The organism is Nioella nitratireducens (assembly GCF_001879715.1).
Taxonomy (GTDB): domain Bacteria; phylum Pseudomonadota; class Alphaproteobacteria; order Rhodobacterales; family Rhodobacteraceae; genus Nioella; species Nioella nitratireducens.
This window is the reverse complement of the sequence record NZ_MNBW01000019.1, coordinates 22963-48144: the sequence shown is the minus strand read 5'-3', so window position 1 is coordinate 48144 and position 25182 is coordinate 22963. Positions and strand designations below refer to the sequence as shown.

The 25182-nt window shown below is 63.6% G+C and carries 23 protein-coding genes; 9 read left to right on the top strand and 14 right to left on the bottom strand.

All coding sequences use genetic code 11. The annotated features are described in order from the left end of the window. Positions 1 to 19: 19 nt before the first annotated feature. Complete coding sequence (gene trhO, locus BKY27_RS16260) at positions 20 to 925, top strand: oxygen-dependent tRNA uridine(34) hydroxylase TrhO (RefSeq protein WP_071675541.1); 906 nt, start codon at positions 20 to 22, stop codon at positions 923 to 925. Next, on the top strand, positions 922 to 1986 hold the full coding sequence (locus tag BKY27_RS16255; RefSeq protein WP_233491865.1) for an AbrB family transcriptional regulator: 1065 nt from the start codon (positions 922 to 924) through the stop codon (positions 1984 to 1986). Before trhO ends, BKY27_RS16255 begins: the two co-directional genes overlap by 4 nt. On the opposite strand, the gene BKY27_RS16250 is transcribed toward BKY27_RS16255, so the two are convergent. Beyond that, positions 1976 to 2848, bottom strand: a complete 873-nt coding sequence (locus tag BKY27_RS16250) for a LysR family transcriptional regulator (RefSeq protein WP_071675540.1) — start codon at positions 2846 to 2848, stop codon at positions 1976 to 1978. The two genes, BKY27_RS16255 and BKY27_RS16250, sit on opposite strands and share 11 nt — an antisense overlap. A gap of 129 nt (positions 2849 to 2977) precedes the next feature. On the opposite strand from BKY27_RS16250, the gene BKY27_RS16245 reads away from it, so the two are divergent. Genes BKY27_RS16245 through BKY27_RS16235 form a run of 3 tightly spaced genes read left to right on the top strand, consistent with a single transcriptional unit; the run spans position 2978 to position 9416 of the window. Beyond that, positions 2978 to 5425 carry a GcvT family protein gene (locus BKY27_RS16245; protein WP_071675539.1) on the top strand — a complete coding sequence of 816 codons (2448 nt, stop codon included), beginning with the start codon at positions 2978 to 2980 and terminating at the stop codon, positions 5423 to 5425. Further along, on the top strand, positions 5422 to 7866 hold the full coding sequence (locus BKY27_RS16240) for a GcvT family protein (protein ID WP_071675538.1): 2445 nt from the start codon (positions 5422 to 5424) through the stop codon (positions 7864 to 7866). Before BKY27_RS16245 ends, BKY27_RS16240 begins: the two co-directional genes overlap by 4 nt. A gap of 5 nt (positions 7867 to 7871) precedes the next feature. Continuing rightward, the gene (locus BKY27_RS16235) at positions 7872 to 9416 is read left to right on the top strand and encodes a trimethylamine methyltransferase family protein (protein ID WP_071675552.1); all 1545 of its coding nucleotides are present in this window, start codon (positions 7872 to 7874) and stop codon (positions 9414 to 9416) included. Positions 9417 to 9453: 37 nt separating this feature from the next. Here the strand turns inward: BKY27_RS16235 and BKY27_RS16230 are convergent, their stop codons facing one another. Genes BKY27_RS16230 through BKY27_RS16205 form a run of 6 tightly spaced genes read right to left on the bottom strand, consistent with a single transcriptional unit; the run spans position 9454 to position 14301 of the window. Continuing rightward, positions 9454 to 9657 (bottom strand): hypothetical protein, encoded by a 204-nt coding sequence (locus BKY27_RS16230; protein ID WP_071675537.1) that lies wholly within the window; start codon positions 9655 to 9657, stop codon positions 9454 to 9456. Between the two features lie 14 nt (positions 9658 to 9671). Further along, positions 9672 to 10088: a GNAT family N-acetyltransferase gene (locus BKY27_RS16225; RefSeq protein WP_071675536.1), complete on the bottom strand. Its 417-nt coding sequence runs from the start codon at positions 10086 to 10088 to the stop codon at positions 9672 to 9674. After that, a complete protein-coding gene (locus BKY27_RS16220; protein WP_071675535.1) occupies positions 10085 to 11140 on the bottom strand; it encodes an N-acetylneuraminate synthase family protein in 1056 nt (351 codons plus the stop codon). Before BKY27_RS16220 ends, BKY27_RS16225 begins: the two co-directional genes overlap by 4 nt. A gap of 31 nt (positions 11141 to 11171) precedes the next feature. After that, entirely contained in the window at positions 11172 to 11864 is a 693-nt protein-coding gene (pseF, locus tag BKY27_RS16215; protein ID WP_071675534.1) for a pseudaminic acid cytidylyltransferase, read from the bottom strand. After that, positions 11861 to 13360, bottom strand: coding sequence for a capsular polysaccharide export protein, LipB/KpsS family (locus BKY27_RS16210; RefSeq protein WP_071675533.1), 1500 nt, complete (start codon positions 13358 to 13360; stop codon positions 11861 to 11863). The genes pseF and BKY27_RS16210 overlap by 4 nt, the downstream gene beginning before the upstream one ends. After that, positions 13357 to 14301: a DMT family transporter gene (locus BKY27_RS16205; protein ID WP_071675532.1), complete on the bottom strand. Its 945-nt coding sequence runs from the start codon at positions 14299 to 14301 to the stop codon at positions 13357 to 13359. The genes BKY27_RS16210 and BKY27_RS16205 overlap by 4 nt, the downstream gene beginning before the upstream one ends. 136 nt (positions 14302 to 14437) lie before the next feature. Between BKY27_RS16205 and BKY27_RS16200 the strand changes: the two genes are divergently transcribed. Then, on the top strand, positions 14438 to 16045 hold the full coding sequence (locus BKY27_RS16200) for a Na/Pi cotransporter family protein (RefSeq protein WP_071675531.1): 1608 nt from the start codon (positions 14438 to 14440) through the stop codon (positions 16043 to 16045). A gap of 15 nt (positions 16046 to 16060) precedes the next feature. Here the strand turns inward: BKY27_RS16200 and leuB are convergent, their stop codons facing one another. Both leuB and BKY27_RS16190 read right to left on the bottom strand, forming a co-directional pair. Beyond that, complete coding sequence (gene leuB, locus BKY27_RS16195; RefSeq protein ID WP_071675530.1) at positions 16061 to 17167, bottom strand: 3-isopropylmalate dehydrogenase; 1107 nt, start codon at positions 17165 to 17167, stop codon at positions 16061 to 16063. Positions 17168 to 17224: 57 nt separating this feature from the next. Next, complete coding sequence (locus BKY27_RS16190) at positions 17225 to 18115, bottom strand: LysR family transcriptional regulator (RefSeq protein WP_071675529.1); 891 nt, start codon at positions 18113 to 18115, stop codon at positions 17225 to 17227. A 105-nt stretch (positions 18116 to 18220) separates the two neighbouring features. Here BKY27_RS16190 and BKY27_RS16185 point away from each other — a divergent pair, with 105 nt between their 5' ends. Then, positions 18221 to 19141 (top strand): NAD-dependent epimerase/dehydratase family protein, encoded by a 921-nt coding sequence (locus BKY27_RS16185; RefSeq protein WP_071675528.1) that lies wholly within the window; start codon positions 18221 to 18223, stop codon positions 19139 to 19141. Here BKY27_RS16185 and BKY27_RS16180 read toward each other — a convergent pair. From BKY27_RS16180 to BKY27_RS16165, 4 genes are all read right to left on the bottom strand, one after another. After that, positions 19100 to 20053 (bottom strand): endonuclease/exonuclease/phosphatase family protein, encoded by a 954-nt coding sequence (locus BKY27_RS16180; RefSeq protein ID WP_199559116.1) that lies wholly within the window; start codon positions 20051 to 20053, stop codon positions 19100 to 19102. The two genes, BKY27_RS16185 and BKY27_RS16180, sit on opposite strands and share 42 nt — an antisense overlap. A 95-nt stretch (positions 20054 to 20148) precedes the next feature. Continuing rightward, positions 20149 to 20991 carry a hypothetical protein gene (locus tag BKY27_RS16175; protein WP_071675527.1) on the bottom strand — a complete coding sequence of 281 codons (843 nt, stop codon included), beginning with the start codon at positions 20989 to 20991 and terminating at the stop codon, positions 20149 to 20151. A gap of 248 nt (positions 20992 to 21239) precedes the next feature. Further along, the gene (gene leuD, locus BKY27_RS16170; protein WP_071675526.1) at positions 21240 to 21845 is read right to left on the bottom strand and encodes a 3-isopropylmalate dehydratase small subunit; all 606 of its coding nucleotides are present in this window, start codon (positions 21843 to 21845) and stop codon (positions 21240 to 21242) included. Between the two features lie 66 nt (positions 21846 to 21911). Then, complete coding sequence (locus BKY27_RS16165; protein WP_071675550.1) at positions 21912 to 22727, bottom strand: DUF4198 domain-containing protein; 816 nt, start codon at positions 22725 to 22727, stop codon at positions 21912 to 21914. On the opposite strand from BKY27_RS16165, the gene BKY27_RS16160 reads away from it, so the two are divergent. Continuing rightward, positions 22726 to 23919 (top strand): HupE/UreJ family protein, encoded by a 1194-nt coding sequence (locus BKY27_RS16160; protein ID WP_233491864.1) that lies wholly within the window; start codon positions 22726 to 22728, stop codon positions 23917 to 23919. The two genes, BKY27_RS16165 and BKY27_RS16160, sit on opposite strands and share 2 nt — an antisense overlap. 76 nt (positions 23920 to 23995) lie before the next feature. Further along, positions 23996 to 24520: a hypothetical protein gene (locus BKY27_RS16155; protein ID WP_071675524.1), complete on the top strand. Its 525-nt coding sequence runs from the start codon at positions 23996 to 23998 to the stop codon at positions 24518 to 24520. On the opposite strand, the gene BKY27_RS16150 is transcribed toward BKY27_RS16155, so the two are convergent. Beyond that, positions 24447 to 25145 (bottom strand): 2-hydroxychromene-2-carboxylate isomerase, encoded by a 699-nt coding sequence (locus tag BKY27_RS16150; protein ID WP_071675523.1) that lies wholly within the window; start codon positions 25143 to 25145, stop codon positions 24447 to 24449. The genes BKY27_RS16155 and BKY27_RS16150 overlap by 74 nt on opposite strands. Positions 25146 to 25182 lie beyond the last annotated feature (37 nt).

The window sequence follows — 25182 nt, the reverse complement described above, 5'->3', positions numbered from 1 at the left end:
TTGGGCGTATTTCAGCGGCATGTTCACAGTTGCCGCGCTCTATCATTTCACCCGCTTCGATGACCCCGACGCCTTGCGTGGACCGCTGCGCGCGGTATGCGAGTCAGGTGGCGTGCGCGGCTCGGTTTTGATCGCGCAAGAGGGGATCAACGGCACCATCGCTGGCCCGCGCGCCGGGATCGACGCTGCACTGGCCCATATCCGCGCCCTGCCGGGCTGCGCCGATCTGGAGTGGAAGGAAAGCACCGCGACCGAAATGCCCTTCCCCCGTCTCAAGGTGCGGCTGAAGAAAGAGATCGTCACCATGGGCGTGCCGGGCGTCGACCCCAAGGCCAAGGTCGGCCACTATGTGCGGCCCAAGGATTGGAATGCTCTGATATCCGCGCCCGACGTGGCGGTGATCGACACCCGCAACGACTACGAAATCGCCATCGGCACTTTCGCGGGCGCGGTGGACCCCGAAACCGCCAGCTTCCGCGAATTTCCGGCATGGTGGGCGGCAAACAAGGATCGCTTCCACAACAAGCGTATCGCCATGTTCTGCACTGGCGGCATCCGGTGCGAAAAGTCCACGAACTTCCTGATCGAACAGGGGGTGGACGAGGTCTATCACCTCAAGGGCGGCATCCTGCAATATCTGGAGGATGTGCCCGAGGATGAAAGCCTCTGGCATGGCGAGTGCTTCGTCTTCGATGAACGCGTCTCGGTCGGACACGGCCTGACAGAAGGCCCGCATATCCTGTGCCGCGCCTGCCGCCGTCCGCTGCAACCCCAGGACCGCACCCGCCCCGAATTCGAGGACGGCGTGTCCTGTCACCAATGCCTGGCCGAACATAGCGACGCAGACCGCGAGCGGTTCCGAGAACGCCAGCGTCAGATCGACCTGGCCAAGGCCCGTGGCGACCGCCACATGGCTGGCGGGTGAGCACCGCCGAGAGCACAGCAAGCCTGCTCGACCGAAAACAGGTGCGGGCGGGACTCGCCCTTGCCCTCGGAATCCTGACCGGGCTGCTTGCCTATTCGCTCGGGCTGCCGCTGCCGTGGATGCTGGGGCCGATGATCGGCAACACCATCGCGGCCATGCTACACGCCCCGACCTCCGGCCCGGCCAAACTGCGCCCGATCGTGATTCCCGTCATCGGCGTGCTGCTCGGGTCCCGGATTTCGCCGGATATCCTGTCGGCCCTCGGCGACTGGCTGGTGAGCTTTCTGGTCCTGCCCCCCTTCCTGATGGTCGCGGCTGGCAGTTCCTTCCTGTTCTATCGCAAGATCGGAAAATACGACCCGGTCACCGCCTATTTCAGCGCCATGCCCGGCGGCCTGAACGAGATGCTGATCCTCGGGGCCGAACAGGGGGGCAACGAAAAGAGCATCGCGTTGGCCCATGCCAGCCGCATCTTGTTGGTGATCGGCTTCGTCGCCCTTTATTTCGGCTTGGCGCTTGGAGTCACCTCCAGCGGTCAGGGCCGCGCGTGGACCGGGATATGGGATGTGGGGCTGGCCGATTACCTCATTCTCGCGGCCTGTGCCGTTGCAGGGGCCTTCCTTGGCCGATCGCTCCGCATGCCTGCCGCGCCGATCCTCGGGCCGATGCTGCTGTCGGGCGCTGCACATTTCTTTCACCTCGTCACGGTGCCGCCGCCGACGGTTCTGGTGGTTGCCGCGCAGATCGTGATGGGCACCATCATCGGGTGCCGCTTCATCGGTGCCAGCGCTAAAGAGGTCGGGCGCGACCTGTTTCTTGGCATCTTTTCCACCCTTGGGATGTTGGCGACCGGCCTTGGCTTTGCCTCGGTCGTGGCATGGCTGACCGGCACCCATGTCAGTCAGGCGTTCCTTGCGTATTCGCCGGGGGGCCTGACCGAGATGAGCCTTTTGGCCTTCGCCATGGGCGGCGACATCGCCTATGTCTCGATCACCCATATCGTGCGCATCGTGCTGGTTATCTTCACCGGCCCGTTGGTCTTTCGCTGGCTCAAACGCTGATCGGCGGGGCCGGTCGGTCGGCGAAATGGGCCGCGAGCATCTGGATCAACCTGCGGTGCGACGACCGGTGGCGATTGCGAAGATGGATCGCCGAATAGACCGGCTGCGGAATGATCGGCGCTTTCTTGACAAAGGCGAAGCGGCCCGATGCTACTAGGGCTTCTGCCGTTTCCTCCAGAACATAGGCCGTGCCGCCAAGCGACGTGACCAGCGCCTCCAGCAAGGAATTCTGCCCGCACCGAACCGGCGCATTCCCAAGCTCTGGCAGCAGGCTGCGATGGACCCGATCGAAGGCGGGCGAGATCTCGGCCATGATATAGCTGTCCTGCGGCACGTCCGACAGGCGCTCGGCCACGTCGGAAACCATGCGAAAGCGCACTTCCTTCAGGGTTTCGAAATGCAGGTCGGGATGCGGTTTGAGCGTGTAGATCACGGCAATGTCCAATTCGCCCTGCACAAGGTCGTTGCACATCTGGACCGAGAAATCCGACTCTACATACAGGGCCGTTTCGGGCAGGAACGCCCTGACCTCGCGCACCCAGTCGGCAATATTGGTGCTGGTCAGGTCGCGCTGGATTCCGACCCGCAGCGTCGTCGCCGTCGGCCCCGCATCGCGGGTGGCGCGCAGGGCCTCTGACCAGTTCACCCGCAGCGCGCGGGCATGGGGTTCAAAGCGCATTCCCTCCAGCGTCAGCGACGTCCCCGACCGGCTGCGCAGAAACAACCGCCGGTCCAGCGCTTTTTCCAACGCTTTCACCCGGCCCGATACCGTCGATTGGGTAATGTCCAATCGTTCCGCCGTCTGGTTGAAGCTGCGGGTCTCGCACAGATCAAGGAAGGTTTCGATCAATTCCATCTGCATCGGAGCATCCTAAACGGTCGGTGGCAGCGCCCCTAATCGGGTTTGTCGATTAATAACCCCGATACAAGACGATTGATAGCGCTGCGATCCTGCCCCAATGTTCAAGACAACACGGAACAGGAGGGTCGGATGGCAGAGATTCCCGCATCGGCAAAGGTCGTCATCATCGGGGGCGGCGCGGTCGGCACGTCGAGCTTGTATCATCTGGCCAAGAAGGGTTGGACCGATTGCGTCCTGCTGGAAAAGAACGAATTGACGGCCGGGTCCACTTGGCACGCGGCGGGCAATGTGCCGACCTTCTCGACGTCGTGGGCGGTGATGAACATGCAGCGCTATTCGACCGAGCTATACGCACGCTTGGGCGAAGAGGTGGACTACCCGATGAACTATCACCAGACCGGGTCGATCCGGCTGGCGCATTCCAAGGAACGGATGCAAGAGTTCGAACGCGCCAAGGGGATGGGGCTGCAACAGGGCATGACCCTGGAGATCCTGACGCCCGAAGAGGTGAAGCAGCGCTATCCGTTTATCGAAACGCATGACCTAGCCGGGGCGCTCTATGACCCCAACGATGGCGATATCGACCCCGCGCAGTTGACACAGGCACTGGCCAAGGGCGCGCGCGACATGGGGGCCAGAATCCTTCGTTTCTGCCCGGCCACCGGCGTGACGCAAAAAGCGGACGGCACATGGATCGTTCACACCGACAAGGGCGACATCGCTTGTGAGTACGTGGTGAACGCGGCAGGCTACTACGCGCAGCGTGTCGGCGAATGGTTCAAGCCTTATGGCGGGCGCACCGTTCCGATGATGGTGATGAGCCATCAATACGTGCTGACAGAAGAAATCCCCGAGATCGAAGCATGGTCGAAGGAAAACGGTCGCAAGCTGCCGCTGCTGCGCGACGTGGATGTGTCCTACTATTTCCGGCAGGAAAAGCACGGCTTCAATATCGGCCCGTATGAGCCCACCTGCCGCGCACATTGGGACACGCCCGACGACGTGATGCCCGACGATTTCAGCTTCCAGCTCTGGTCTGATGACCTTGAGCGGATCGAAGATATCGTCGCGGATTCGATGGAGCGTGTTCCGCTGGCCGCCACGGCCGGGATCAGCCGCATCATTAACGGGCCGATCCCCTACGCACCAGACGGGATGCCGCTGCTTGGGCCGATGCCCGGCGTGACAAATGCGTTTGAGGCCTGCGTCTTTACCTTCGGCATCGCGCAAGGTGGCGGGGCTGGTAAGGTTCTGGCGGAATGGATCGTCGATGGCGCGACCGAGTGGGACATGTGGGCCTGCGACCCGCGCCGCTACACCGACTACACCGATCATGAATATTGCGTCGCAAAGGGGATGGAAGTCTATGGCAACGAATACGCCATGCATTTCCCCTGGCACCGCTGGCCCGCCGCACCCGACCGCAAGCTGTCGCCGGTGCATGACAAGGTGAAAGCGCTTGGCGGCGTGATGGGGGACTATAACGGGTGGGAACGGGCCAACTGGTTCGCGAAAGCAGGCGACGACACCAGCGAAGACAGCACTCACACTTGGGGCCGGTCCGGTCCGTGGGAACAACGGATCAAGGAAGAATGCGAAGCAGTGCGCGATGCCTGTGGCGTGCTGGATCTGCCCGGATTCTCTCGGTTCTGGGTCAAGGGTGACGGCGCGGACGAATGGCTGCGCGGCTTCTGCACCGGGGGCATTCCCAAGGTGGGCCGCATCGGCCTGATCTATGTCTCTGACCACCGCGGCCGCATCCTGACCGAGATGAGCTGCATCAGGCTGGAGGAAAACAGCTTCGTTCTGATCACGGCGGCCACGGCCCAATGGCATGACGGCGAGTTGGTCAAGCGGTCGGTGCCAGAGGGCGTCACGGTGACCGAGACTACCCGCGACCGGGACTGTCTGATCGTGGCGGGGCCGACCTCTCGCGATGTGCTGGCGGGGCTGACCGATGCGGACCTGTCCATGGGCTGGCTGACCCATCAGCACACGACGATAGCGGGCAAGCCCGCCTTCCTGATCCGCGTGTCCTTTACCGGAGAACTGGGGTGGGAGGTCCATGCCCAGAACGAGGATATGCCCGCGATCTACCAGGCGATCATCGACGCAGGCGCCAAGCCCTTCGGCATGTGGGCGCTGAATTCCTTGCGGATCGAAAAAGGCTATCGCGCGTGGAAGGGCGATCTGTCCACGGATTACAGTTTGTTCGAAGGCGGGTTGGACCGGTTCGTGAAGCTGGACAAGCCGCAGGACTTTGCCGGCAAGGCTGCCCTGATGGCCGAAAAACAGCAGGGGTCGAAGAAACGCTTCGTGACGCTGCTGGTCGAGGCGGGCGACTGCGATGCGCCTTACATGTCCTGCCTCTGGCATGACGGACAGATCGTGGGCGAAACAACCTCGGGCGCATGGGGCTACCGCGTTCGGGCCTCGGTCGCGCTTGGCATGGTGCGGGCTGATCTGGCGGTGCCGGGGACGGCGCTGGAGGTCGAAATCTACGGCGAACGGTTCCGCGCGGTGGTGCAAGACGACCGCCCGCTGTGGGATCCGGAAAACGAAAGGCTGCGGGCATGAGCACCGTTCCAACCCACGCCCGCGTCGTCATCGTCGGCGGCGGGGTTTCAGGCTGTTCCGTGGCCTATCACCTTGCCAAGCTCGGCTGGACAGACATCGTCCTGCTGGAACGCAAAACGCTGACCTGCGGCACCACATGGCACGCGGCGGGGCTGATCGGGCAATTGCGCGGCAGCCAGAACGCGACGCGGCTGGCCAAGTATTCCGCCGATCTTTACGTCCGGCTGGAGGAGGAAACCGGCGTCGCCACGGGGATGCGGCAGAACGGCTCGATATCCGTCGCACTGACCGAACATCGACACGAGGAGCTGCTGCGGCAAGCCACGCTGGCCCGCGCCTTCGACGTCGATGTGGCCGAGATCGGGCCGGACGAGGTGAAGGCGATGTATCCGCACCTGAATGTCGGCGACGTGGTGGGCGCAGTGCATCTGCCGCTGGATGGGCAATGCGACCCGGCCAACATTGCCATGGCTCTGGCCAAGGGCGCGCGGATGAACGGCGCAAAGGTGATCGAGGGCGTCAAGGTCACCGGCGTGACGCAGGCGAACGGCGCGGTGAGCGGCGTCGATTGGGAAAGCGGCGGCGACCAAGGTCATATCACTGCCGATCTGGTGGTGAACTGCGGCGGCATGTGGGGGCGTGATCTGGCCAACCAGTCGGGCGTCACCCTGCCGCTTCATGCCTGCGAGCATTTCTACCTTGTGACCGAAGCAATCGCGGGGCTTTCCCGCCTGCCTGTGCTGCGGGTGCCCGATGAATGCGCCTATTACAAGGAAGACGCAGGGAAAATGATGCTTGGTGCGTTCGAACCCAAGGCGAAACCGTGGGGAATGTCCGGCATTCCCGAAGACTTCGAGTTCGATAGCCTGCCCGAGGATTTCGACCATTTCGAACCCATTCTGGGCATGGCCATGAACCGGATGCCGATGTTTGAAACGGCGGGCATTCACACCTTCTTCAACGGGCCGGAAAGCTTCACCCCCGATGACCGCTATTACCTTGGCGAAGCGCCGGAACTGAAAGGGTATTGGGTGGCGGCGGGCTACAACTCTATCGGGATCGTGTCGTCGGGCGGGGCGGGCATGGCGTTGGCGCAGTGGATGGAGGATGGCGAGCCGCCGTTTGACCTGTGGGAATCCGACATCCGCCGGGCGCAGCCGTTCCAGCGCAACCGGCGTTATCTGCGCGAGCGGGTCAGCGAAACGCTCGGGCTGCTTTATGCCGACCACTACCCCTACCGGCAGGTAGAAACCGCGCGCGGGGTGCGGCGGTCGCCGCTGCACGACCACTTCAAGGCACGCGGCGCGGTATTTGGCGAAATGGCAGGGTGGGAACGCGCCAACTGGTTCGCCTTCGACGGTCAGGAACGCGAATACCGCTACGACTGGAAGGGCCAGAACTGGTTTGCCAACCACGCCGCCGAACATCTGTCGGTGCGCGAGGGCGTGGGCCTGTTCGACATGACCAGCTTTGGCAAGATCCGGGTGGAAGGGCCGGGCGCGCTGGCCTTCCTGCAACGGCTCTGCGCCAACCAGATGGACGTGGCACCGGGCAAGATCGTCTATACCCAGATGCTCAACAGTCGCGGCGGCATCGAATGCGACCTGACCGTGACGCGCCTGTCGGACACCGTGTTCTTCCTTGTCGTGCCGGGGGCGACTCTGCAACGCGATCTATCGTGGCTCAGGCGGCATCTGGGCGATGAATTCGTTGTCATCACCGATGTGACGGCGGCAGAGGCGGTGCTCTGCGTCATGGGGCCGAAATCGCGCGACCTGATGCAGATGGTCAGCCCCGATAACTTCTCAAACGCCGCGCATCCCTTCGGCACGGCGCGCGAGATCGAGATTGGCATGGGGCTGGCCCGCGCGCATCGGGTGACCTACGTGGGCGAACTTGGGTGGGAGCTATACGTTTCCTCCGACATGGCCGCCCACGTCTTTGAAACGCTGGAAGAGGCCGGGGCCGCGACAGGCCTGAAGCTTTGCGGGCTGCACACGCTGGACAGTTGCCGCACGGAAAAGGCCTTCCGCCATTTCGGCCATGACATTTCCGACGAAGATCACGTGCTGGAGGCGGGGCTTGGCTTTGCCGTCAAGACCGACAAGGGCGACTTCATCGGGCGCGACGCCGTGCTGCGAAAACGCGCAGAGGGTCTGACCCGGCGACTGGTGCAGTTCCGCCTGCAAGACCCTGATCCGATGCTGTTCCACAACGAGGCGATCATCCGCGATGGCCAGATGGTCGGATACCTGACCTCGGGCAGTTACGGGCATTTCCTCGGGGCTGCCGTGGGCCTTGGCTACGTGCCCTGCGCCGGCGAAAGCGCCGCCGATGTGTTGGCCTCCACTTATGAAATCGAGATCGCAGGCACCCGGCACGCCGCCGTGGCCAGCCTGAAGCCGATGTATGACCCCAAGGCCGAAAGGGTAAAGCTGTGATGGACATGATGGACCCTGCCCCCACCTCGCCCCGGGCGCGCCGCGCCGGGGGACGGGCTGCACGCAAGGCGCTGCGCTCGGCCCCGCTGGCCGACGATATCCGGCCTGTGCGCCCCGGCCTCGAAGGCGGACGCTTCAAACCCCTGACCGAGGCGCAGGTGATCCGAATCCACGAAGCGGCGTTGCAAGCGCTAGAGGAAATCGGGCTGAGCCAAGCCCCGGCGTCCGGTGTCGCGGCGATGACGGCGGCAGGCGCGATCCTTGGCGATGACGGGCGGCTGCGCTTCCCCCGCTCCTTGGTCGAGGACATGCTGGCCAAGGCGGCCCGCGACATCACCCTATGCGGGCGCGATCCCAGATACGACCTGCACCTGTCCGGCACCCGCACCCATTTCGGCACGGCAGGCGCTGCGGTGCATATCGTCGACCTGGCCACTGAAACCTACCGCGAATCGACGGCGGCCGACCTCTATGACGCGGCGCGGCTGGTGCATAACCTCGACAACATCCACTTCCTGCAACGGCCCATGGTCTGCCGGGACATTCCCGACAACTACGACATGGACGTGAACACGATCTACGGCTGTTGCGCAGGCACGACGAAACATGTCGGCACGTCGTTCTCGGACCCCTCTCATGTCTCGGGCTGCATGGACCTGATACACCTGATCGCCGGCGGAGAAGAGGCATGGCGCACGCGCCCCTTCATCTCCAATTCCAACTGCTTCGTCGTGCCGCCGATGAAATTCGCCGAGGAAAGCTGCGTTGCGATGGAAAACTGCATCCGCGCGGGGATGCCGGTGCTGTTGCTGTCAGCAGGCCAAGCTGGGGCCACCGCCCCCGCCCCAATTGCCACGGCCATCGTGCAGGCAGTGGCCGAATGCCTGGCGGGCGTGGTCTATGTCAACGCCATCGCGCCGGGTCATCCCGCGATCTTCGGCACCTGGCCCTTCGTCAGCGACCTGCGCACCGGGGCCATGTCGGGCGGGTCCGCCGAGCAGGCCCTGCTGACGGCAGGCTGCGCGCAGATGCATCACTTCTACGGCCTGCCCGGCGGCGCGGCGGCGGGGATTTCCGATAGCAAGCTGCCCGACATGCAGGCCGGGTGGGAACAGGGGATCACCAATGTGTTGGCCGGGTTATCCGGCCTCAACATGGTCTACGAGTCCGTAGGGATGCACGCGTCTCTCTTGGGCTTCTGCCTCGAAAGCCTCGTGTTGGGCAACGACGTGCTCGGTCAGGTCCAACGCTGCGTGCGCGGGATTGAGGTGAGCGAGGATTTCGTGTCGCTCGACACCATGAAAGAGGTCTGCCTTGGCGGGCCGGGCCACTACCTCGGCTCGGACCAGACACTGCGGTTGATGCAAACGGAATACATCTATCCCGAGATCGGCAACCGGATGAGCCCCAAGGAATGGGACGAAGCGAGCCGCCCCAAGCTGCTGGACACCGCCATTGCCCGCAAGGAGTCGATCCTGCGCCGGGCGGGCAGCATGATTGCGCCCGACATCGACGCCGCCATCCGGCAACGATTCAACATTGTGATCTGACAAACCGGGCGCGCGGGTCTGCGCGCCCGGTTCCCCCTCAGACAGCCTCGCCCAGTTTGGCGAACAGTTCCGAGATTTCATTGTCCTTGGTGTTGATCTCGCGCACCAGCTCCAGCGTGCCCGCGGGGTCGGCCTTCAGCGCGACGCGCAAAAGGTTCATCCAGTTCACGTTGTTCTTGGTGCGCACCTGCTCGATAGCGTCGATCAGCTTCAGCTTTTCTTCGATCTGTTCAGGGGTCATGGCATCGTCCTTTGTCAGGGCTTGAGAAACCAGTCCATACCGTCGGCATGGTGGGTGAAGGCAAATCCAGCCGCCTCGAAGGCGCGGCGGCTGGCGGCATTGTCGGGGCGGATTCGCGCCACGAAGGGCCCGCGCCCCTCGGTCGCCAGCCGCAGGATCGGGGCAGCGCGTCCATGGCCGCGCGCCGCCGGGGCCAGCGTGATCGAGACCTCGGTGCGAATATCGCGGTCAAGCCTGACGGTGCCAAGCGGCACCCCGTCCTCGGCGATCAGGATGCGGCGCAGGGGGCTGCCAAGGCTCGCCTCCAGCCAGGCAAGGTGATCCTCCCACGCCACGGGGTCGCGGCGAACCGACATCGCCCGCGTGACCGGATCGTTGCGCCAGTCGAACAACAGGCGCGCATCCTCGATCGTGGCGGGGCGCAGCCTCATCTGGGGGCCAGATCCTCGTAGGTGATGGGATCGTATTTCTTCACGTCCCGCCCAAGCGCCCGGTTGATCAGCGCGGGCTTGTCGCCCACCGGAACACCGGCATTCGGGCGCACGAAGCGATAATCGGCGGGAGTCAGAACCTCGCCCGCCCTGAGATCGCGCAACGCAAAGGCCGACCGGCGAAACGCCTCGCGGTTGCCTGCCTCTGCCGCCGCCGTATCCTTCAGCTCGGATCCGCGCGCGGTGTGGATGAACTGCACGCCGTCCGCGATTTCCTTGAGCACATCCGGCGTTGCCGAAAAGCGATGGTCCGGTCCCGGACGCGACATGTCATCGGTGAAATGCTTTTCGATGGCCACGGCCCCCATGGCCGCCGCCGTCAGCGCCACTTTCGGCCCGATGGTGTGGTCGGAAAACCCGACATGCCGCCCGAACCGCTTTTTCAGCGTCTCCATCGAGGCAAGGTTCACCTCTTCGACCGGGGCCGGATAGCTGCTGACGCAATGCAGCAGCGTGACAGGGCCAGAGCGGTATTTCTCCAACACCTCCATCGCGTGATCGACCTCGCCCAGATTGGCCATGCCTGTCGACATGATGATAGGCTTACCGGTGCCGGCCACCTCGATCAGCAGATCGTCAAAGGTCATCTCGAAACTGGCAATCTTGTAGACCGCGCAATCGAGGCCTTCCACGAACTCCAGATCGCGGGGATCGTAGATCGAGGTAAACGGGATCAGCCCACGGTCGCGCGCCTTGGCAAACAGCGGCTCGTGGAACTCCATCGGCATCCCGGCATTGTTGTAGAGGTCATAGAGGTTGTCCGTCCCCCAGACCTGGTCGATCTTCATCGAACTGTGCGAGGACGGCACCGTCAGGCTGTCGGCGTTATAGGTCTGGAACTTGATGCAGTCCCACCCGGCATCGGCCGCGATATCGACCAGTCTCAACGCAAGGTCGAGGTCGCGGTCATGGTTGGCGGAAAGCTCGGCAATCAGAAAGCACTTTTCCCCCTCGCCAAGCTTGGTGTTTTCAATCTGAAAAGGCTGGATCATAAGAGCGTTCTCCTCTGACAGGGCGCGCGGGTCAAGGTGCGGCGATCTCTCCGGCGGCGATCAACGCGCGACCCATGTATTCCGCGCGGGTCCAGTCCTCGGGCGTGTCCACATCCTGCACCAGATGGCGCGGGATTTCGACCGGGGCTGTTGCATGGCCATAGAGCGGCAGATCGGACAGCCAAGCGGCCCGCGTCCCCCATGCAAACAGCGCGGCGTCGTGGAACGCCTCGGGCAAGTCCTGGCTGCGGGTCTGGGCGTGCTCCGGCTGGACCATGGCAAGCCGCCCCTCGGGCGTTTTCAGAACCGCGCGCTGGATCGGAAACGGGAAGGTGGTGACCGACAGGCTAAAGGACGCCCCCGCCAGCGCCCGCCACCCCGCCGTCAGGTCTTCAGCCCGCAGGAACGGCGCGGTCGCATAGATCAGGCAGGCGGCCTCCGCACCCTCGCCAATTTCGCGCAGGGCGTGTTGCACCACCGGAACGACGCCGGTCCGGTCGTCGGACAGGTCGGCGGGGCGCATCAGCGCCTCGACCCCCGCGGCGCGCGCAACCTCGGCAATGCCTGCGTCATCGGTCGACACGACGATCCTGTCGAACAGGCCGCTGCCGCGCGCCGCCCGGATCGGCCAGTGCAGCATCGGCTGCCCAAGGAACGGCTTGATGTTCTTGCGCGGAATCCGCTTGGACCCGCCGCGCGCAGGGATGATGGCGATACGGCTCATGGGGTCGCCTCCATGGGGTCAAAGGTCAGGGGCACCTCTCCCTCAAGCAGGCCAAGGATCGTCCGCGCCACGTCGCGCGCGTTGTCCTCATCCGGCACATCCGCGTCGGCGCGGGCGAAATGACGTTGGACATAGCCGACATGGGACCGCGCCCGAAGCACGCCAGTGAACCGTTCCACGGCGGCGCGCTCCGGCACATTGGCGATGAGCTGGTCAAAGCCCAGTCCGGGCCGATAGCGTGTCACCCCCGGCGCTTCGGCCCACCATGTCGCCCCGAAACACAGAACCGGCTTGCCCGCGGCAACTGCCTCCCACCCCACGGTGCCAGAAACGTTGGCCACGGCCACCGCATGGGCCAGCAAGGTCTGGCTGTTGGCATGGCTTGGCATCAGCTCGACCTGTTCGATCCGTTCCAGCCGGTGAAAGAACAGCGGGCTGCGCATTTTGCCGGTCTGCTTGGGGTTTTCCTTGACGTATATCTTGTGCCCCTCGGGCAGGATCTCGGCCAGCCGTTCGAGGGCGAGCAATTGGTCCCGATACCGGCCCCCAAGGCTGCTGGTGGTCATTTCCGGTTGCAGTTGCAGGGGAAAATAGACGTAGGGGCGTTGAAGGTCCGGCTCATGATCCTCGACCCCGGCCAGGTAGTCGAAATAGGCCAGATGATCGGTATGGAAAAAGCTGGCGAAGGGATCGCGCCACTTGGGAAACCGCCCCGCGATCCGCCGCATCCGCCGCACAAGCCGCGCCATGTAGACCGGGTTCAACAGTTTCCATGGCGCGTTCACCGCGTGATGGGCAATCATCTGCCCCACTCCACGCAGGCTAAGGCCCCCCGGCGCCTCTCTCTCCTGCTTGATCCCTTCCATATAGAACAGGTCCGCCCCCCCGTCGGGCAGCGGAACAGGCGCGGCATTCGCGTCGCCGGGACGCGACCCAAGATGCCCCAACTCGGCGGTGCGCCGCATCGAAAAGAACTGCCTCGGGAAAAAGCTCTGCCGCAGGATCAGCACCTCGACGCCCCGCGCCTCGGCGGCGTGTTTCAGGCAGGTGTCATAGAACATGTGCGGGATGTCGAAGAACAGCACATGGTTGATCCCTTCGTCCTCCAGCATCCGCCCCATCACGTCATGGGCAATATGGGTGATGTGCTGGTAATCCTGCACATCCTGTATCCCATGAAAGCCATAGGCCATCTGGTCCGACCCGCGCGTCAGCGTGTCGATCGCCTCGATCTGCGCCTCGGCCATCTGCGGCCCGGTTTCCAGTGCGCGGGCCGCTCCCGTAAACCGGTCGTCCCCCATAAGGTCGCCCCGTTGGCCCTGAACGGCGCGCATCCGAAAGAAGTTATTGGCCTTGTAGTCGGCCTCGCGCCCGCCCAGATGCACGACATGCGCGATCCGGTCGCCCGCCACCTCGCGCAGGGCTTCCAGTGTCTTGACACTGTGGACAGCGGTCGCAACGACGGCAAGGCGAATGGGGGCTGATGGATCGGTCATTCAGGGCGGTTTCGGCGAAGGAAAGCGGCGATACGCGGTGACGACGGTGTGCCCACACGCGTCCGCGTGCGCAAGACCGGTTGTTTCGATCCTGTCGAACGCCGATCTTCCCGCAACACGATATAGAGCCCCGACGCGATGATGATCCCGGTTCCGATGACCGTCGGGCGATCCAGCGTTTCGCCGAAGAAAAGCGCGCCGAAAATGCTGGCCCAGATGATTTGTGAATATTGCATTGGCGCGACGATCACGGCCGGCGCCAGCCGATAGGCCATCACCAGACAGGCGGTCGCCATCATCGCAAAGCTCGCCACCACCGCGCTGGCGCCCAGATCCACCAGTTGCATCGGCACATAGACGAACGGCAACAGCGCGCCCATGACCAGAAAATTCACGATCAGCGGGTAGAGTTGCAGAACAACCGTCCGCTCTTCCCGCCCGATCTTGCGCATGACGATCGAGGCAAAGGCCGAAAACACCGCCGCCCCAAGCGCCGCGAAATGTCCGGGGCTGAGCGTGGCCGTGCGCGGTTGCAGCACCACGATCACACCGACAAGGCCGACGATCACCGCAAGCGCCCGGTGAATCCCGACCCGTTCCCCCAGAATCGGAATGGCAAAGATGGTGATCAGCAGCGGCATCGCGAAGAGGATCGGATAGACCTGCGTCAGCGGCAGAACCGAAAACGCGTAGAACGCGCCCCCGGCACCAAAGGCCGAACTGATCGTGCGTGCGGCGGTCCACCACGGATGCACCGGGCGCAGCGACCCGCCCTCGGAATCGCGCAGCAGGATGAACACGATCAACGGAAAGCTGAACAGCACCGAGAAAAAGATGATCTGCGGCGCCTCGTAGGTGGCCCCGAGATATTTGATCACCACGTCATGGGTGGCGAAGATGGCGAAGGCGAGAAGCGCGAAGAGCGCACCCTTGAGGTTCATGTCACACTGAATCCCGGCTCTGGTTCCGCTAACACGACCACGGATCGACGGCGCTGACAACCCACGCGGGAACCGGCCAAATCGGTTGTCGCCGATGGGAAGTCCAGACACACTCTTGCAACGAAACGGAGGGCGGATGACACCGGAACTTCTGACATTGGCGGGCGGTGTAGGCCTGTTTCTGGTCGGCATGCAAGTGATGACCGAAGCGCTTAGGGCGCTGGCCAGCCATCACTTGCGCAGATTTCTTGCCCGTTTCACCACGTCCCCGGTCACCGGGGCACTGACCGGGGCCGCCAGCACGGCGGTCATCCAGTCTTCCTCGGCCACCATGGTCACGGTGATCGGCTTCGTCGGGGCCGGGCTGATGACCTTCCCGCAGGCACTTGGCGTGATCTTCGGTGCCAATGTCGGCACAACCGTCACCGGCTGGATCGTGGCGTTGCTGGGGCTAAAGCTGCATCTGGGCATCATCGCCCTGCCGCTGTTGCTGGTCAGCGTTCTGGTGGGCCTGCTTGCGGGCGGGCGCCTTGCACGGGTCGCGCGGGCGGTGACCGGGTTCAGCCTGATCTTCATCGGCCTCGACATGATGAAAGACGCCGTGTCGGGGTTCGAAACCTGGCTGAGGCCCGAGATCCTGCCGGGCGACACGTTCGGGGACCGGGCGTTGCTGCTGCTGATCGGGGTGGGGATCACCATGGTGATCCAGTCCTCCAGTGCCGGGATCGCGGCCACGCTGGTTCTGCTCAGCGCCGGGTCGATCACCCTGGGTCAGGGCGCGGCTTTGGCGATCGGGATGGACGTCGGCACCACGTTCACCGCGATCCTCGCCACGATTGGCGGCTCTCGCGACATGCGGCGCACGGCGGTCGCGCACAGTGCCTACAACGTGGTGACAGGCGTGGCGGCGTTCGGATTGCTTCCCATCGTCGTGCCGTTGCTGGACCACGCCCTAGGGGCCACGAACCCATCGGCACTGGTTGCGTTTCACACGCTTTTCAACCTGATCGGCGTGGTCGTGATGCTGCCGCTGACCACCCCCTTCGCGCACATGATCCAACGCCTTGTGCCGGGCCGGACCGGCAACCTGACCGATGCGCTCGACCGGAGGTTGCTGAACGACCCGAGCGCCGCGATGGATGCCGCACGCAGCAGCGCCTTGGCCATTCAGCGCGCGTTGTTCCGGGCCTTGGGCACTTATCTGCACCCGCGGGGCGGGCGCGGGCCGGGGCCACAAGCCAAGGGGTTGGAACCGGCGTTGGACGAGCTGCAGCACTACCTGACGCAAATTCACGTCTCGGAGGAGGACAAGGCGGTGTCCAACCGCTACGCGGCGCTGCTGCACATGTTCGACCACATGCACCGCATGGCGCACCAAATGATGGCCGACGACATGCTTCCCGTGCTGTTGACCGATCCCGGCCTCAGGCGTCCGGCCCTCGCCTTTGGCGCGGCCCTACGCCGTTATGCGCAGAAAACCCCGCCAGACCCCGCCAAGATGACACGGCTGGCGGCCCTGATTGCCGGGCGCGCCAAGCAACTGCGCCGCTCAGCCCTGTTGCGCGAACATGTGGGGTTGGTCAGCGTGCCCGAGGTCTTCGACCTGACCGATGCGATGCGCTGGCTGCAGCGGACGGCGCATAACGCCGATCGCAGCTTGTCCTACGCCGCGCTGGCGGCACAATCCCCGACCGAACGCCCCTTGTCGGTGCGTCTGGCCGGGGCTGGTCAGGGCGCCGCCTGAACGGCGCCCCTTCGATTACAGACTGCTGTCCAGCTTGGCGACGATAGCGTCGCCCATTTCGCTGGTGGACACGGGCGTCGCGCCCTCTTCCCCCAACAGATCGGCAGTGCGCAGACCATCGGCCAGCACATCCTCGACCGCCTTTTCCAGACGATCCGCTTCCGCGCCCATGTCAAAGCTGTAGCGCAACGCCATGGCAAAGCTGAGAACGCAGGCAATCGGGTTGGCCTTGCCCTGACCGGCGATGTCGGGGGCAGAACCGTGGACGGGTTCATACAGCGCCTTGGGGCGGCCGTTTTCCATCGGTGCGCCAAGCGAGGCAGATGGCAGCATCCCGAGCGACCCGGTCAGCATCGCCGCCGCATCGGACAGCAGGTCGCCAAACAGGTTGTCGGTCACGATCACGTCGAACTGCTTGGGCCAGCGGCACAGCTGCATGGCACCCGCGTCGGCATACATATGCGACAATTCCACATCCGGGTATTCGGCCTGATGCACTTCGGTCACCACGTCGCGCCACAGGATGCCCGATTCCATCACGTTGGCCTTCTCCATCGAGCAGACCTTGTTGCCGCGCTTGCGGGCCAGTTCGAACGCAGACCGGGCGACGCGGGCGATCTCGGATTCGGTATAGCGTTGCGTGTTGATGCCGACGCGCTCGTTGCCTTCCTTGATGATCCCGCGCGGTTCGCCGAAATAGATGCCGGATGTCAGTTCGCGCACGATCATGATGTCGAGCCCGGCCACCACGTCCTTTTTCAGCGACGAGAAATCAGCCAGCGCGTCAAAGCACTGGGCCGGGCGCAGGTTGGCGTAAAGGTCCATTTCCTTGCGCAGGCGCAGCAACCCGCGTTCGGGCTTTACGCTGAAATCGAGACTGTCGTATTTCGGGCCACCCACGGCCCCCAGCAGTACCGCGTCGACCGACTGCGCCTTGTCCATCGTCTCATCGGTCAGCGGCGTGCCATGCGCGTCATAGCTGCACCCCCCGACAAGCCCTTCGCTCACATCGAAAGTGACGTCGCGCTTGGCGCCATACCAGTCGATGATCTTGCGCACTTCGGCCATCACCTCGGGGCCGATGCCGTCGCCGGGCAGGATAAGAAGCGAGGGGTTGCTCATGGGTCAGTCCGTCCTTGATTTAGGGTCGATACCGGGTAACGGCTGCGGGCCGGAGGGTCAAGAAAGGAAGGGTCGCAGCCCCTCTGCCAATGCCTCCCATACGCGGGCGACGCGGGGGATATGACGGGTGCGCTCGTGCGCGGTCAGCCAGACCGGCAGCGTTGGCAGCGGCGCGTCGGGCATGATCCGCCGCACACGGGGGTCGCGCCCCCCCACCACGACCTGCCCAAAGCCGAGCCCCGCCCCGGCGCAGACCAGTTCCCAATAGGCGATTTGATCGTCGGTGCGCACCACGAACCAGTCGCGCGACACGTTCAGCCCCGCCGCGCGAAAGCCGCGCAGGATGCGGTCGTCGCGGTCATAGCCGATCATTTCGTGTCCCATCAGGTCGGAAAAGGTCTCCGGCGTGCCCCGGCGTGCAAGATAGTCGGGTGTTGCATAAAACCCGAGGGTGACGTCGCCCAGATGCCGCGTGATCATGTCCAACTGCTCGGGGCGATACATGCGCAGGGCGATATCGGCCTCGTGAAACAGCAGGTTCTCGGACCTGTCCGACGGCACAAGGTCGATCTGGATCTCGGGGTGCTCTGCCCGGATCGCGGCAAGGATCGGCGGCAACATGTAGACCGAGACCGCGACGCTGGCTGTAACCCGCACCGGTCCCGCCGCGCGCTGATCTCGGCCGACGGCGGCAAACGCCACCTGCCTTGCCCCCTCGCGCATCGCCTCGGCCCCCGGCAGCAACGCCTGCCCAAGCGCGCTTGGCCGCAGCCCTCGCGCGTGACGCTCGAACAGCGGCCCGCCGGCCTGCTCTTCCAACGCGCGGATATGGCGCCCGAGGGTGGGTTGGCTCTGGCCAATGTCGCGCGCCGCCGCAGAAAGCGATCCGGTGTCGCACACCGCCAGAAAGGCACGCAGAAGGGTCCAGTCGAACACGGTCTTTGTCATTCAATAATGAATAGCACAGACCCGAATTTTGGCAATACATATGCACAAGGCAAAGGTCTAGGGTCCAATCAAACGATGATGCACCTCAGGAAAAGGAAACCTCCCATGACGCAAACAGCCCTCATTCTCGGCGCGTCCGGCAATTTCGGCCACAACGCCGCGCTGGCGTTTGAAACCGCAGGCTGGACCGTGCGCCGCTTCGACCGCAAGACCGGCGACATGATCCGCGATGCCCAAGGGGCCGACGTGATCGTCAACGCGATGAACCCGGCCAATTACCACGCTTGGGACAAATTGATTCCGCAGATTACCGAGCAGGTTCTGGCGGCGGCCAAGGCCAGCGGCGCGACCGTCATCATCCCCGGCAATGTCTACGTTTTCGGCGACCAGCCCGGTCCGTGGGACGCCGACACGCCGCACCGCCCGGTTGCCCGCAAGGGCGACGTCCGCGCACGCATGGAAGCCCGGTATCGCAAGGCCGCCTCCGAGGGCGTGCAGACCATCATTCTGCGCGGCGGCGACTTCATCGACCCGGCCAGTCCCGGTGCGATCCTGAACATGGTGACGCTGAAAAACCTCGCCAAGGGCCGGATCACCGCCATGGGCAAACCCGAAATACGCCGCGCCTATGCCTACCTGCCCGACATGGCCCGCGCCGCCGTGGCCCTGGCCGACCGGCGCGAAAACCTCGCCCGGTTCGAGGATGTGCCTTTCCCCGGCAATGCCTTCTCAATGACCGACCTGAAGACCGCACTCGAAGCCCGGATGGGTCGGATCTTGACCATACGCCGGTTTCCCTGGTGGCAGATGCGGCTGGCCGCACCGGTCTGGGAACTGGCGCGCGAATTGATGGAAATGCGCTATCTCTACGACACGCCGCACGAACTGGATGGGGCGAAATTTCACCGCCTGCTGCCCGATTTCACAGAAACCCCGTTTGAATCCATGGTCGCACAGCATATGCCGACGCACGGAAAGACCGGCTCAGGGCAAAGCGATGTCCACCCAGACAAGACGCCCGCGTGACGCCCCGTTGCCATCCTCTCCCCCGAGGATCGGCCACGCGGGATCACCGGGTGCAGGCCAGAACACGCCCGCCCCCACCACCGCAAGATCCTCCGAGGGTAACACATAGCTTGCCCGCAGGTTTCCCGGCTCGGGGTCGGGCCAGTCGGCGGTGTCCGTGGCATCGCCCAGCTCCGCCCCGCCCGCGCTCGTTGGGCGGGGATCTTGCAATGCCGGATGGCCAAGCGCGGCGGTCAGCGCGCCCCGCCGGGCCTCTCCATCCTCGGGGTCTGCGTTCAGGATACCGGCCAGCACGAAGGGCGCGCGCAGCGACGGCGCCCCCCGGGGCGACCAGCCGTCGATTCGCCGCAGCCAGAACCAAAGCTCATCCTCGTTGCGGTGCCCGTTCCGATCCTCGGGCCCGTCGAAAACCGGGGGCGTCGCGTGCAAGGCAAGCAGCCGCATCGCCCCGGCCGGGGTCACAACCGGCACCTCCCACGCCGCCACGCTGGCCAGACGTTGCCGCCTCAGGGCCTCTGGTCCCAGCACCTGCGCTGCCTGCCCCGCGGGCAGGTCACTCCACAAAAAGCCGCTGAAATCCAGAACCCCGTCCTGCTGTATCGGCAGCCGCGACAGCACCGCCATCCCGCCCTGACCGCGAAACATCCCCCAGCCCTGCGCATCCCTTGGGCCACCGCGCCGCCCGTCGCCATCCAGATCCAACCCCGTGGGAACCCCGGTATTGGGCGGCAACGCCAGACGATAGGGATAGATCGCCCCCGCCGCCTGCAATCGATCCGCCAAGGCCCCAAGCGCCCGCCCCTCCAGATCGTAATCCACCCCCTGCAACAGCAACAGATCCGGCCCGGCATTGGCGATCACCGCCACCACGGCGGCGACCTGTGCATCCTCGCCCGACAGGATATCGCGCAAGAGCAGGCCGGGGCCGGCCCGCGACAGTTCGGTCTGGTAGGTCGCGATACGAAGGGTTTCAGCACAGGCTGGCAGCGCAGCCAGCAGCAGCAGGATCAGGCTGGCGCAAAGGCCACGTTTTCGTCCATGTCCCGCACCAGGCGCTTGCGCCGCTCGGTGATCATCTGGGCGACCCGCCCCATGGCAAGGCCGCGCATCAGCATGGAAACGGGCAAAAAGCTCCATAAACCCACCAGCCAGACCATCAGTTGCGGCGAGCGTGACACCGAGATCTGAAGGTTCTCGATTCCGTAGCTCGACAAGACCGGCATCAGGAATGGCAGAGCACATCCTAAGATCAGGTTAATACGAGAGTCCCGCGTCAACCGGGCCACCACGTCGCCGCCCGCCGTGGGATCGAAGGTCGGCAGGTTCACCCAGACGTTGAAGCTGGTATTGGGGTTCGGCCAGCTTTTCAGCCGCATGATGACCGCGAAGATGCTGATCGTCACCAAGCCGACAAGGAAGCTCAGCCCCCCCATGGTGCGTAACAGCGTCAGATCGGCCGTGGTCGCATTCTCGGGCAGGTAGACCTGCAACAGCCAGATCGGGCTATAGGCAAAATCCAGAGCATGGGCCAGAACCAGCCCGGTCGCGTTCACGATCAGGTTCAAGGTTTCCGGCCCTTCCGATGACCCGGCGACAAGGCTTAGCAGGAAGAGCGTGATGAACATGCCGATCAGGCGCACCCGGTTGAACGGCGGCGCATCCCGGAATTCGATCAGGCTGGGATAGGTCGAGGCATATTCGGAAAAAGTGAAGATAGCGGCGAACAGGGCCACAAGCATGACCACCTGCCCGCCATCCGGCGATTGCGCCGGTAGCAGCAGGGACGGTGTGGAAATGACGATCAATACAAGAATCGCCCGCACCACAGCGCTGGTTAGCTGTGCGATCACTGCCCAAATCCTCAACCTGGACGGGTCCTTTTTGAACGGACCCTTAATCCACGTTTTTATCCGGCTGCCACCGGATTGCCTCATTTGCCACGATCTTGCCCACATTCGCCCAACTTCGCAAGTGTTTGACTGGGGCTAAGAAATCACTGTGGCGATTTTGAGAAATTCACTGTCTCTCTGTTGCATCAGTCACAAAAAAATAGCCCCCCGGAAATTCCGAGGGGCAACATGTTGTGTTTTCGAGGTTTTCAGACCCAAGGGCGCTCTTGCGCAGCCTTCGTCTCGAACGCCTCGATCGACGCCGCTTTCTCCAGCGTCAGGCCAATATCGTCCAGACCGTTCAGCAGGCAATGCTTGCGGAAAGCGTCGACCTCGAAGTGGATTTCCCCGCCATCGGGGCCTGTGATGGTCTGGTTTTCCAGATCGACCGAGACCACGGCATTGGCGCCACGCTCTGCATCGTCCATCAGCAGATCGACCTGCTCTTGCGGCAGGACGATGGGCAGGATGCCGTTCTTGAAGCAGTTGTTGAAGAAGATGTCGGCAAAGCTTGGTGCGATCACGCAGCGGATACCGAAGTCAAGCAGCGCCCAAGGCGCGTGTTCCCGCGACGAGCCACAGCCGAAATTGTCACCGGCGACAAGGATTTCCGCGTTGCGATAGGCGGGTTTGTTCAGCACGAAATCGGCAATCTCGTTGCCGTCATCGTCATAGCGCATTTCGTCGAACAGGTTCACCCCGAGGCCCGAGCGCTTGATCGTCTTCAGGAACTGCTTGGGAATGATCATGTCGGTATCGACGTTGATCAACGGCAGCGGTGCGGCGATGCCGGTCAGCTTGGTGAACTTTTCCATGTCACGGGGTCTCCTTCACGTCCGCAAAGGGGCATAGCCGCTTCGCCTCGCCAACACAAGACGCCCCTATTCCGCAGGCACCTCGAAGGTGAGCGAGGCCCAAAGCGAATGCCACACCGGATCGTCCGGGGTTTCCGGTTCACGCTCGAGCATGGTGACGGAATCGGCCATGTAGATATGCCCCGGCACCACCGGCAACAGCGCCTCGCCGTCCTGATCGGTCCGGTATTTCACCACCGAAATCTCGCCATCCGGGGCGCGGTCCCACAGTTCCACCTGCACATCGCGGCGTGGCTCACCCTCCAGCAGCAACCGCACGGGCAGGCCGTCCGACAGATCGTCGGTATAGGGATTGGCAAGCGCCACGAATTCGGTGCGCAGGCCAAACGCCCGATCCGCGCCCGCGCCATCGCCGATCGCGACAAGGCTTTTCACATGGCGGGTATAGGATTCTGAAAACCCGGTCTGGGGCAAGCCACGGTCCAGATGACGGTCCAGAACCTCGGTGAAATCCTTGTGTTCACAAAAGCCCACGAAGCGGTCCCACTCGTCCCAGTTCACGATATTGTCGGTGGCCTCGTAAAGGATCACCGCCAGCCCCTCGCCGGGGGTCTCCATCTGCAAGGCCGGGCGCGCGCCCATCCGGCCCTCGACCGCGATCAACTCATCCCCAATCGCCACCTCGAACCGCGAAAAATTGCGCGGCAAATAGACCAGAGAGGTGCCGTCATAGTTGGACCCGACGCGAATATGCGCCTGCAACTGATCCCCGGGCGAGATCGAATACTCCACCGGATCTATCCAGAATTCATGCGCGGCACTGGGAATGGCTGGCAACAGCGCCACATTTACGGCAAACAAAACGCGAGCGAGATAGGACATGAGAGATTCCAATATGTTTTCAAACAAACTGGCGCGTTTCCTTGCGCTGTCAATTCTCATCCTCGTGAGCGCCGCCCCCCTTGCCCGCGCCCATGAAATCGACCCTGCCATTTCAGACATCGCCGTCAGGCCCGACTCGGTATCCGTAGACATTCAGCTGTCACTGGAATCCATCCTTGCGGAAATGGACCTCTCGACACTGGTCGATACCACCGAGGCCCCCGAAGCCGAAACCTACGACCGCTACCGCACCATGAGCCCGATGGCCCTGCGCACCGCGCTCGATGAGTTCTGGCCGCGCATGGCCCGCCGCATCGTGATCGAGGTGGATGGAGCGCGCATCGTGCCCACCCTCGTGGGCGCGTCGATCCCCGAGATCGGCAACACCGACGTTGCCCGAACCTCGACCATCAACCTGACGGCAGACCTGCCCGAAGGCGACAGCCCGGTGCAATTCGGCTGGGCCGCGCTTTATGGTGACCTGGTCGTGCGGCAGGTCGGCGGCGGCGAGGATGCCTACACCGCCTTTCTGCAAGACGGCAACCTGACCGAACCCCTGTCGCGGATCGAGATCCGGACCGAGGGCGCAGGCTCGGTCTTCCTGCGCTATATCCCGGTGGGCTTTGAACATATCGTTCCCCTCGGCGTCGACCACATCCTCTTCGTGCTCGGCCTCTTCTTCTTCTCGCTGCACCTGCGGCCCCTGCTGTTTCAGGTCACATCCTTTACCGCGGCCCACACGATAGCGCTGGCCCTGGCCAGTCTTGGCATCGTCTCGGTGTCCCCCAGCATCGTCGAACCCCTCATCGCGCTGTCGATCGTGTTCGTCGGGCTGGAAAACATCTGGGGCCATACCAACGTGAAAACCCGAACCGCCGTCGTCTTCGCCTTCGGCCTGCTGCACGGGCTTGGCTTTGCAACGGTGCTTGGCGAATTCGGAATCACCGCGAGCAGCTTTGTCGCCGCCTTGATCGGCTTCAACATCGGCGTCGAATTCGGCCAGCTCGCCATCATCATGACGATGCTGGTGCTTGTCATGGTGGCCTGCCGCCTGTCTACGCTGGCCCCTCTGCCCGAGGAAGAAAAGCCCGTGCGCGAGCTTCAGGTGACCTATCGGGCCGTGTCGATGGTCGGCTCGGTCGTGATCAGCATCGTGGCCGCCTACTGGACGATCGAACGCATTTTCCTCTGATCGCGCTTGCATCCGCCCCGGCCGGTCCTGGCCGGACCGGGGTGTCATGTCAAAGTCCTGTCAAAGGAGAGTCTTCATGGAAACCATCCTCGCAATAGCCATATTCCTTGCCATCCCGGTTGGCATTTTCCTGACCCATCGCCGCAAGATCGGCACGCTGCGCAACACTGTCGATATGGCGATGGACCTTGGGCAGGAATTGGCCGGGCGCGGCACGCGGCTGTCGGGCCTGATCCGCCAGCATTCCGACCCGGTCGAGTCGATCGTCGAACCGCGCATGGCCACGGTCGGGCTGGCCGCCCTTGTGCTGGCACAGGACGGTGACTTTCCCAATGGCGGCAAGACCGAACTGCGCGATGCGATCATGGATCATTACCGAACCGGCGAAGCTCAGGCGGGCGACATGGTGCTGCTTTGCGACTGGCTGGTCGGCAAACTGGGGAACAGCGGCACGGCAATCGACAGGCTGGCCGCGCGGAGCCAGGCCCTTGGCGCCGACGATCCGGCGACAGCCGTCGATACCCTCGTTACCCGTGCGGCAACGGCCTGCGGGGTACGATCGAATTCCGCCCTGGACCGGGCTTTGGCCGCAATTGCGTGACGACCGAGGCCGATTTCTTCATCACCCGCGCCTTGGGCTGCGGAATGGCAAAGGCCACTGCGTCATTCAGCCGGTCATCGCCCCAGAACAATTCGCCATCGACGACAAAACTGGGGGCGCCGAAAATCCCCCGCTCGCGCGCGGCACTGGTCTCTTTTTCAAAGGCCCGTTCAATCGCGGCGCTTTCTGCGCGGCGAATCACCTTGTCCGGGTTCAGGCCCACTTCGGTCAGGCTGTGGCTCAGGTTGGGCTCGGCCCCGGCGGGGTGGCCGTCATGGAACCACCGGCGAAAGCTGGCAATGACGAAATCCCTCAGCCGTCCTTCCTGATCGGCGACCAGCGCCACCCGGTTGGCCAGATCGCAGGCATCCAGCGGAAACGGCGCAGGCAGGCGCGGGGACAAGCCATATTTCGCGGCCCGACGTCCGATATCATCCCACATGTATTTGGCCTTGGGCTGGTTTTCCGAGAACGGATGACCTTCAAGCGAGCTCATGACCTTGCGAAGCGAGAAGACGCGCCACTCAACTTCCAGACCGGTTTTCTGGACGATCTCAGGAAGCCGCATCACCGTCAGATAGGTGTACGGACTGCCCAAGGATAGCCAAAACTCGAGTTGCTTCATTCCAGATGTCTCCTGTCTGTTAAGACAGGTTGACAAT

Excerpts from the sequence above, each read along its gene's own strand:
- BKY27_RS16250 (WP_071675540.1), bottom strand. The coding sequence starts at position 2,848 with ATGCAGATGGAATTGATCGAAACCTTCCTTGATCTGTGCGAGACCCGC.
- BKY27_RS16200 (WP_071675531.1), top strand. The coding sequence starts at position 14,438 with ATGACACCGGAACTTCTGACATTGGCGGGCGGTGTAGGCCTGTTTCTG.
- BKY27_RS16150 (WP_071675523.1), bottom strand. The coding sequence starts at position 25,145 with ATGAAGCAACTCGAGTTTTGGCTATCCTTGGGCAGTCCGTACACCTAT.
- BKY27_RS16165 (WP_071675550.1), bottom strand. The coding sequence starts at position 22,727 with ATGTCCTATCTCGCTCGCGTTTTGTTTGCCGTAAATGTGGCGCTGTTG.
- trhO (WP_071675541.1), top strand. The coding sequence starts at position 20 with ATGTTCACAGTTGCCGCGCTCTATCATTTCACCCGCTTCGATGACCCC.
- BKY27_RS16225 (WP_071675536.1), bottom strand. The coding sequence starts at position 10,088 with ATGAGGCTGCGCCCCGCCACGATCGAGGATGCGCGCCTGTTGTTCGAC.
- BKY27_RS16190 (WP_071675529.1), bottom strand. The coding sequence starts at position 18,115 with ATGACAAAGACCGTGTTCGACTGGACCCTTCTGCGTGCCTTTCTGGCG.
- leuB (WP_071675530.1), bottom strand. The coding sequence starts at position 17,167 with ATGAGCAACCCCTCGCTTCTTATCCTGCCCGGCGACGGCATCGGCCCC.
- BKY27_RS16235 (WP_071675552.1), top strand. The coding sequence starts at position 7,872 with ATGATGGACCCTGCCCCCACCTCGCCCCGGGCGCGCCGCGCCGGGGGA.
- BKY27_RS16160 (WP_233491864.1), top strand. The coding sequence starts at position 22,726 with ATGAGAGATTCCAATATGTTTTCAAACAAACTGGCGCGTTTCCTTGCG.
- pseF (WP_071675534.1), bottom strand. The coding sequence starts at position 11,864 with ATGAGCCGTATCGCCATCATCCCTGCGCGCGGCGGGTCCAAGCGGATT.
- BKY27_RS16185 (WP_071675528.1), top strand. The coding sequence starts at position 18,221 with ATGACGCAAACAGCCCTCATTCTCGGCGCGTCCGGCAATTTCGGCCAC.
- BKY27_RS16205 (WP_071675532.1), bottom strand. The coding sequence starts at position 14,301 with ATGAACCTCAAGGGTGCGCTCTTCGCGCTTCTCGCCTTCGCCATCTTC.
- BKY27_RS16240 (WP_071675538.1), top strand. The coding sequence starts at position 5,422 with ATGAGCACCGTTCCAACCCACGCCCGCGTCGTCATCGTCGGCGGCGGG.
- BKY27_RS16210 (WP_071675533.1), bottom strand. The coding sequence starts at position 13,360 with ATGACCGATCCATCAGCCCCCATTCGCCTTGCCGTCGTTGCGACCGCT.
- leuD (WP_071675526.1), bottom strand. The coding sequence starts at position 21,845 with ATGGAAAAGTTCACCAAGCTGACCGGCATCGCCGCACCGCTGCCGTTG.
- BKY27_RS16230 (WP_071675537.1), bottom strand. The coding sequence starts at position 9,657 with ATGACCCCTGAACAGATCGAAGAAAAGCTGAAGCTGATCGACGCTATC.
- BKY27_RS16155 (WP_071675524.1), top strand. The coding sequence starts at position 23,996 with ATGGAAACCATCCTCGCAATAGCCATATTCCTTGCCATCCCGGTTGGC.
- BKY27_RS16220 (WP_071675535.1), bottom strand. The coding sequence starts at position 11,140 with ATGATCCAGCCTTTTCAGATTGAAAACACCAAGCTTGGCGAGGGGGAA.
- BKY27_RS16245 (WP_071675539.1), top strand. The coding sequence starts at position 2,978 with ATGGCAGAGATTCCCGCATCGGCAAAGGTCGTCATCATCGGGGGCGGC.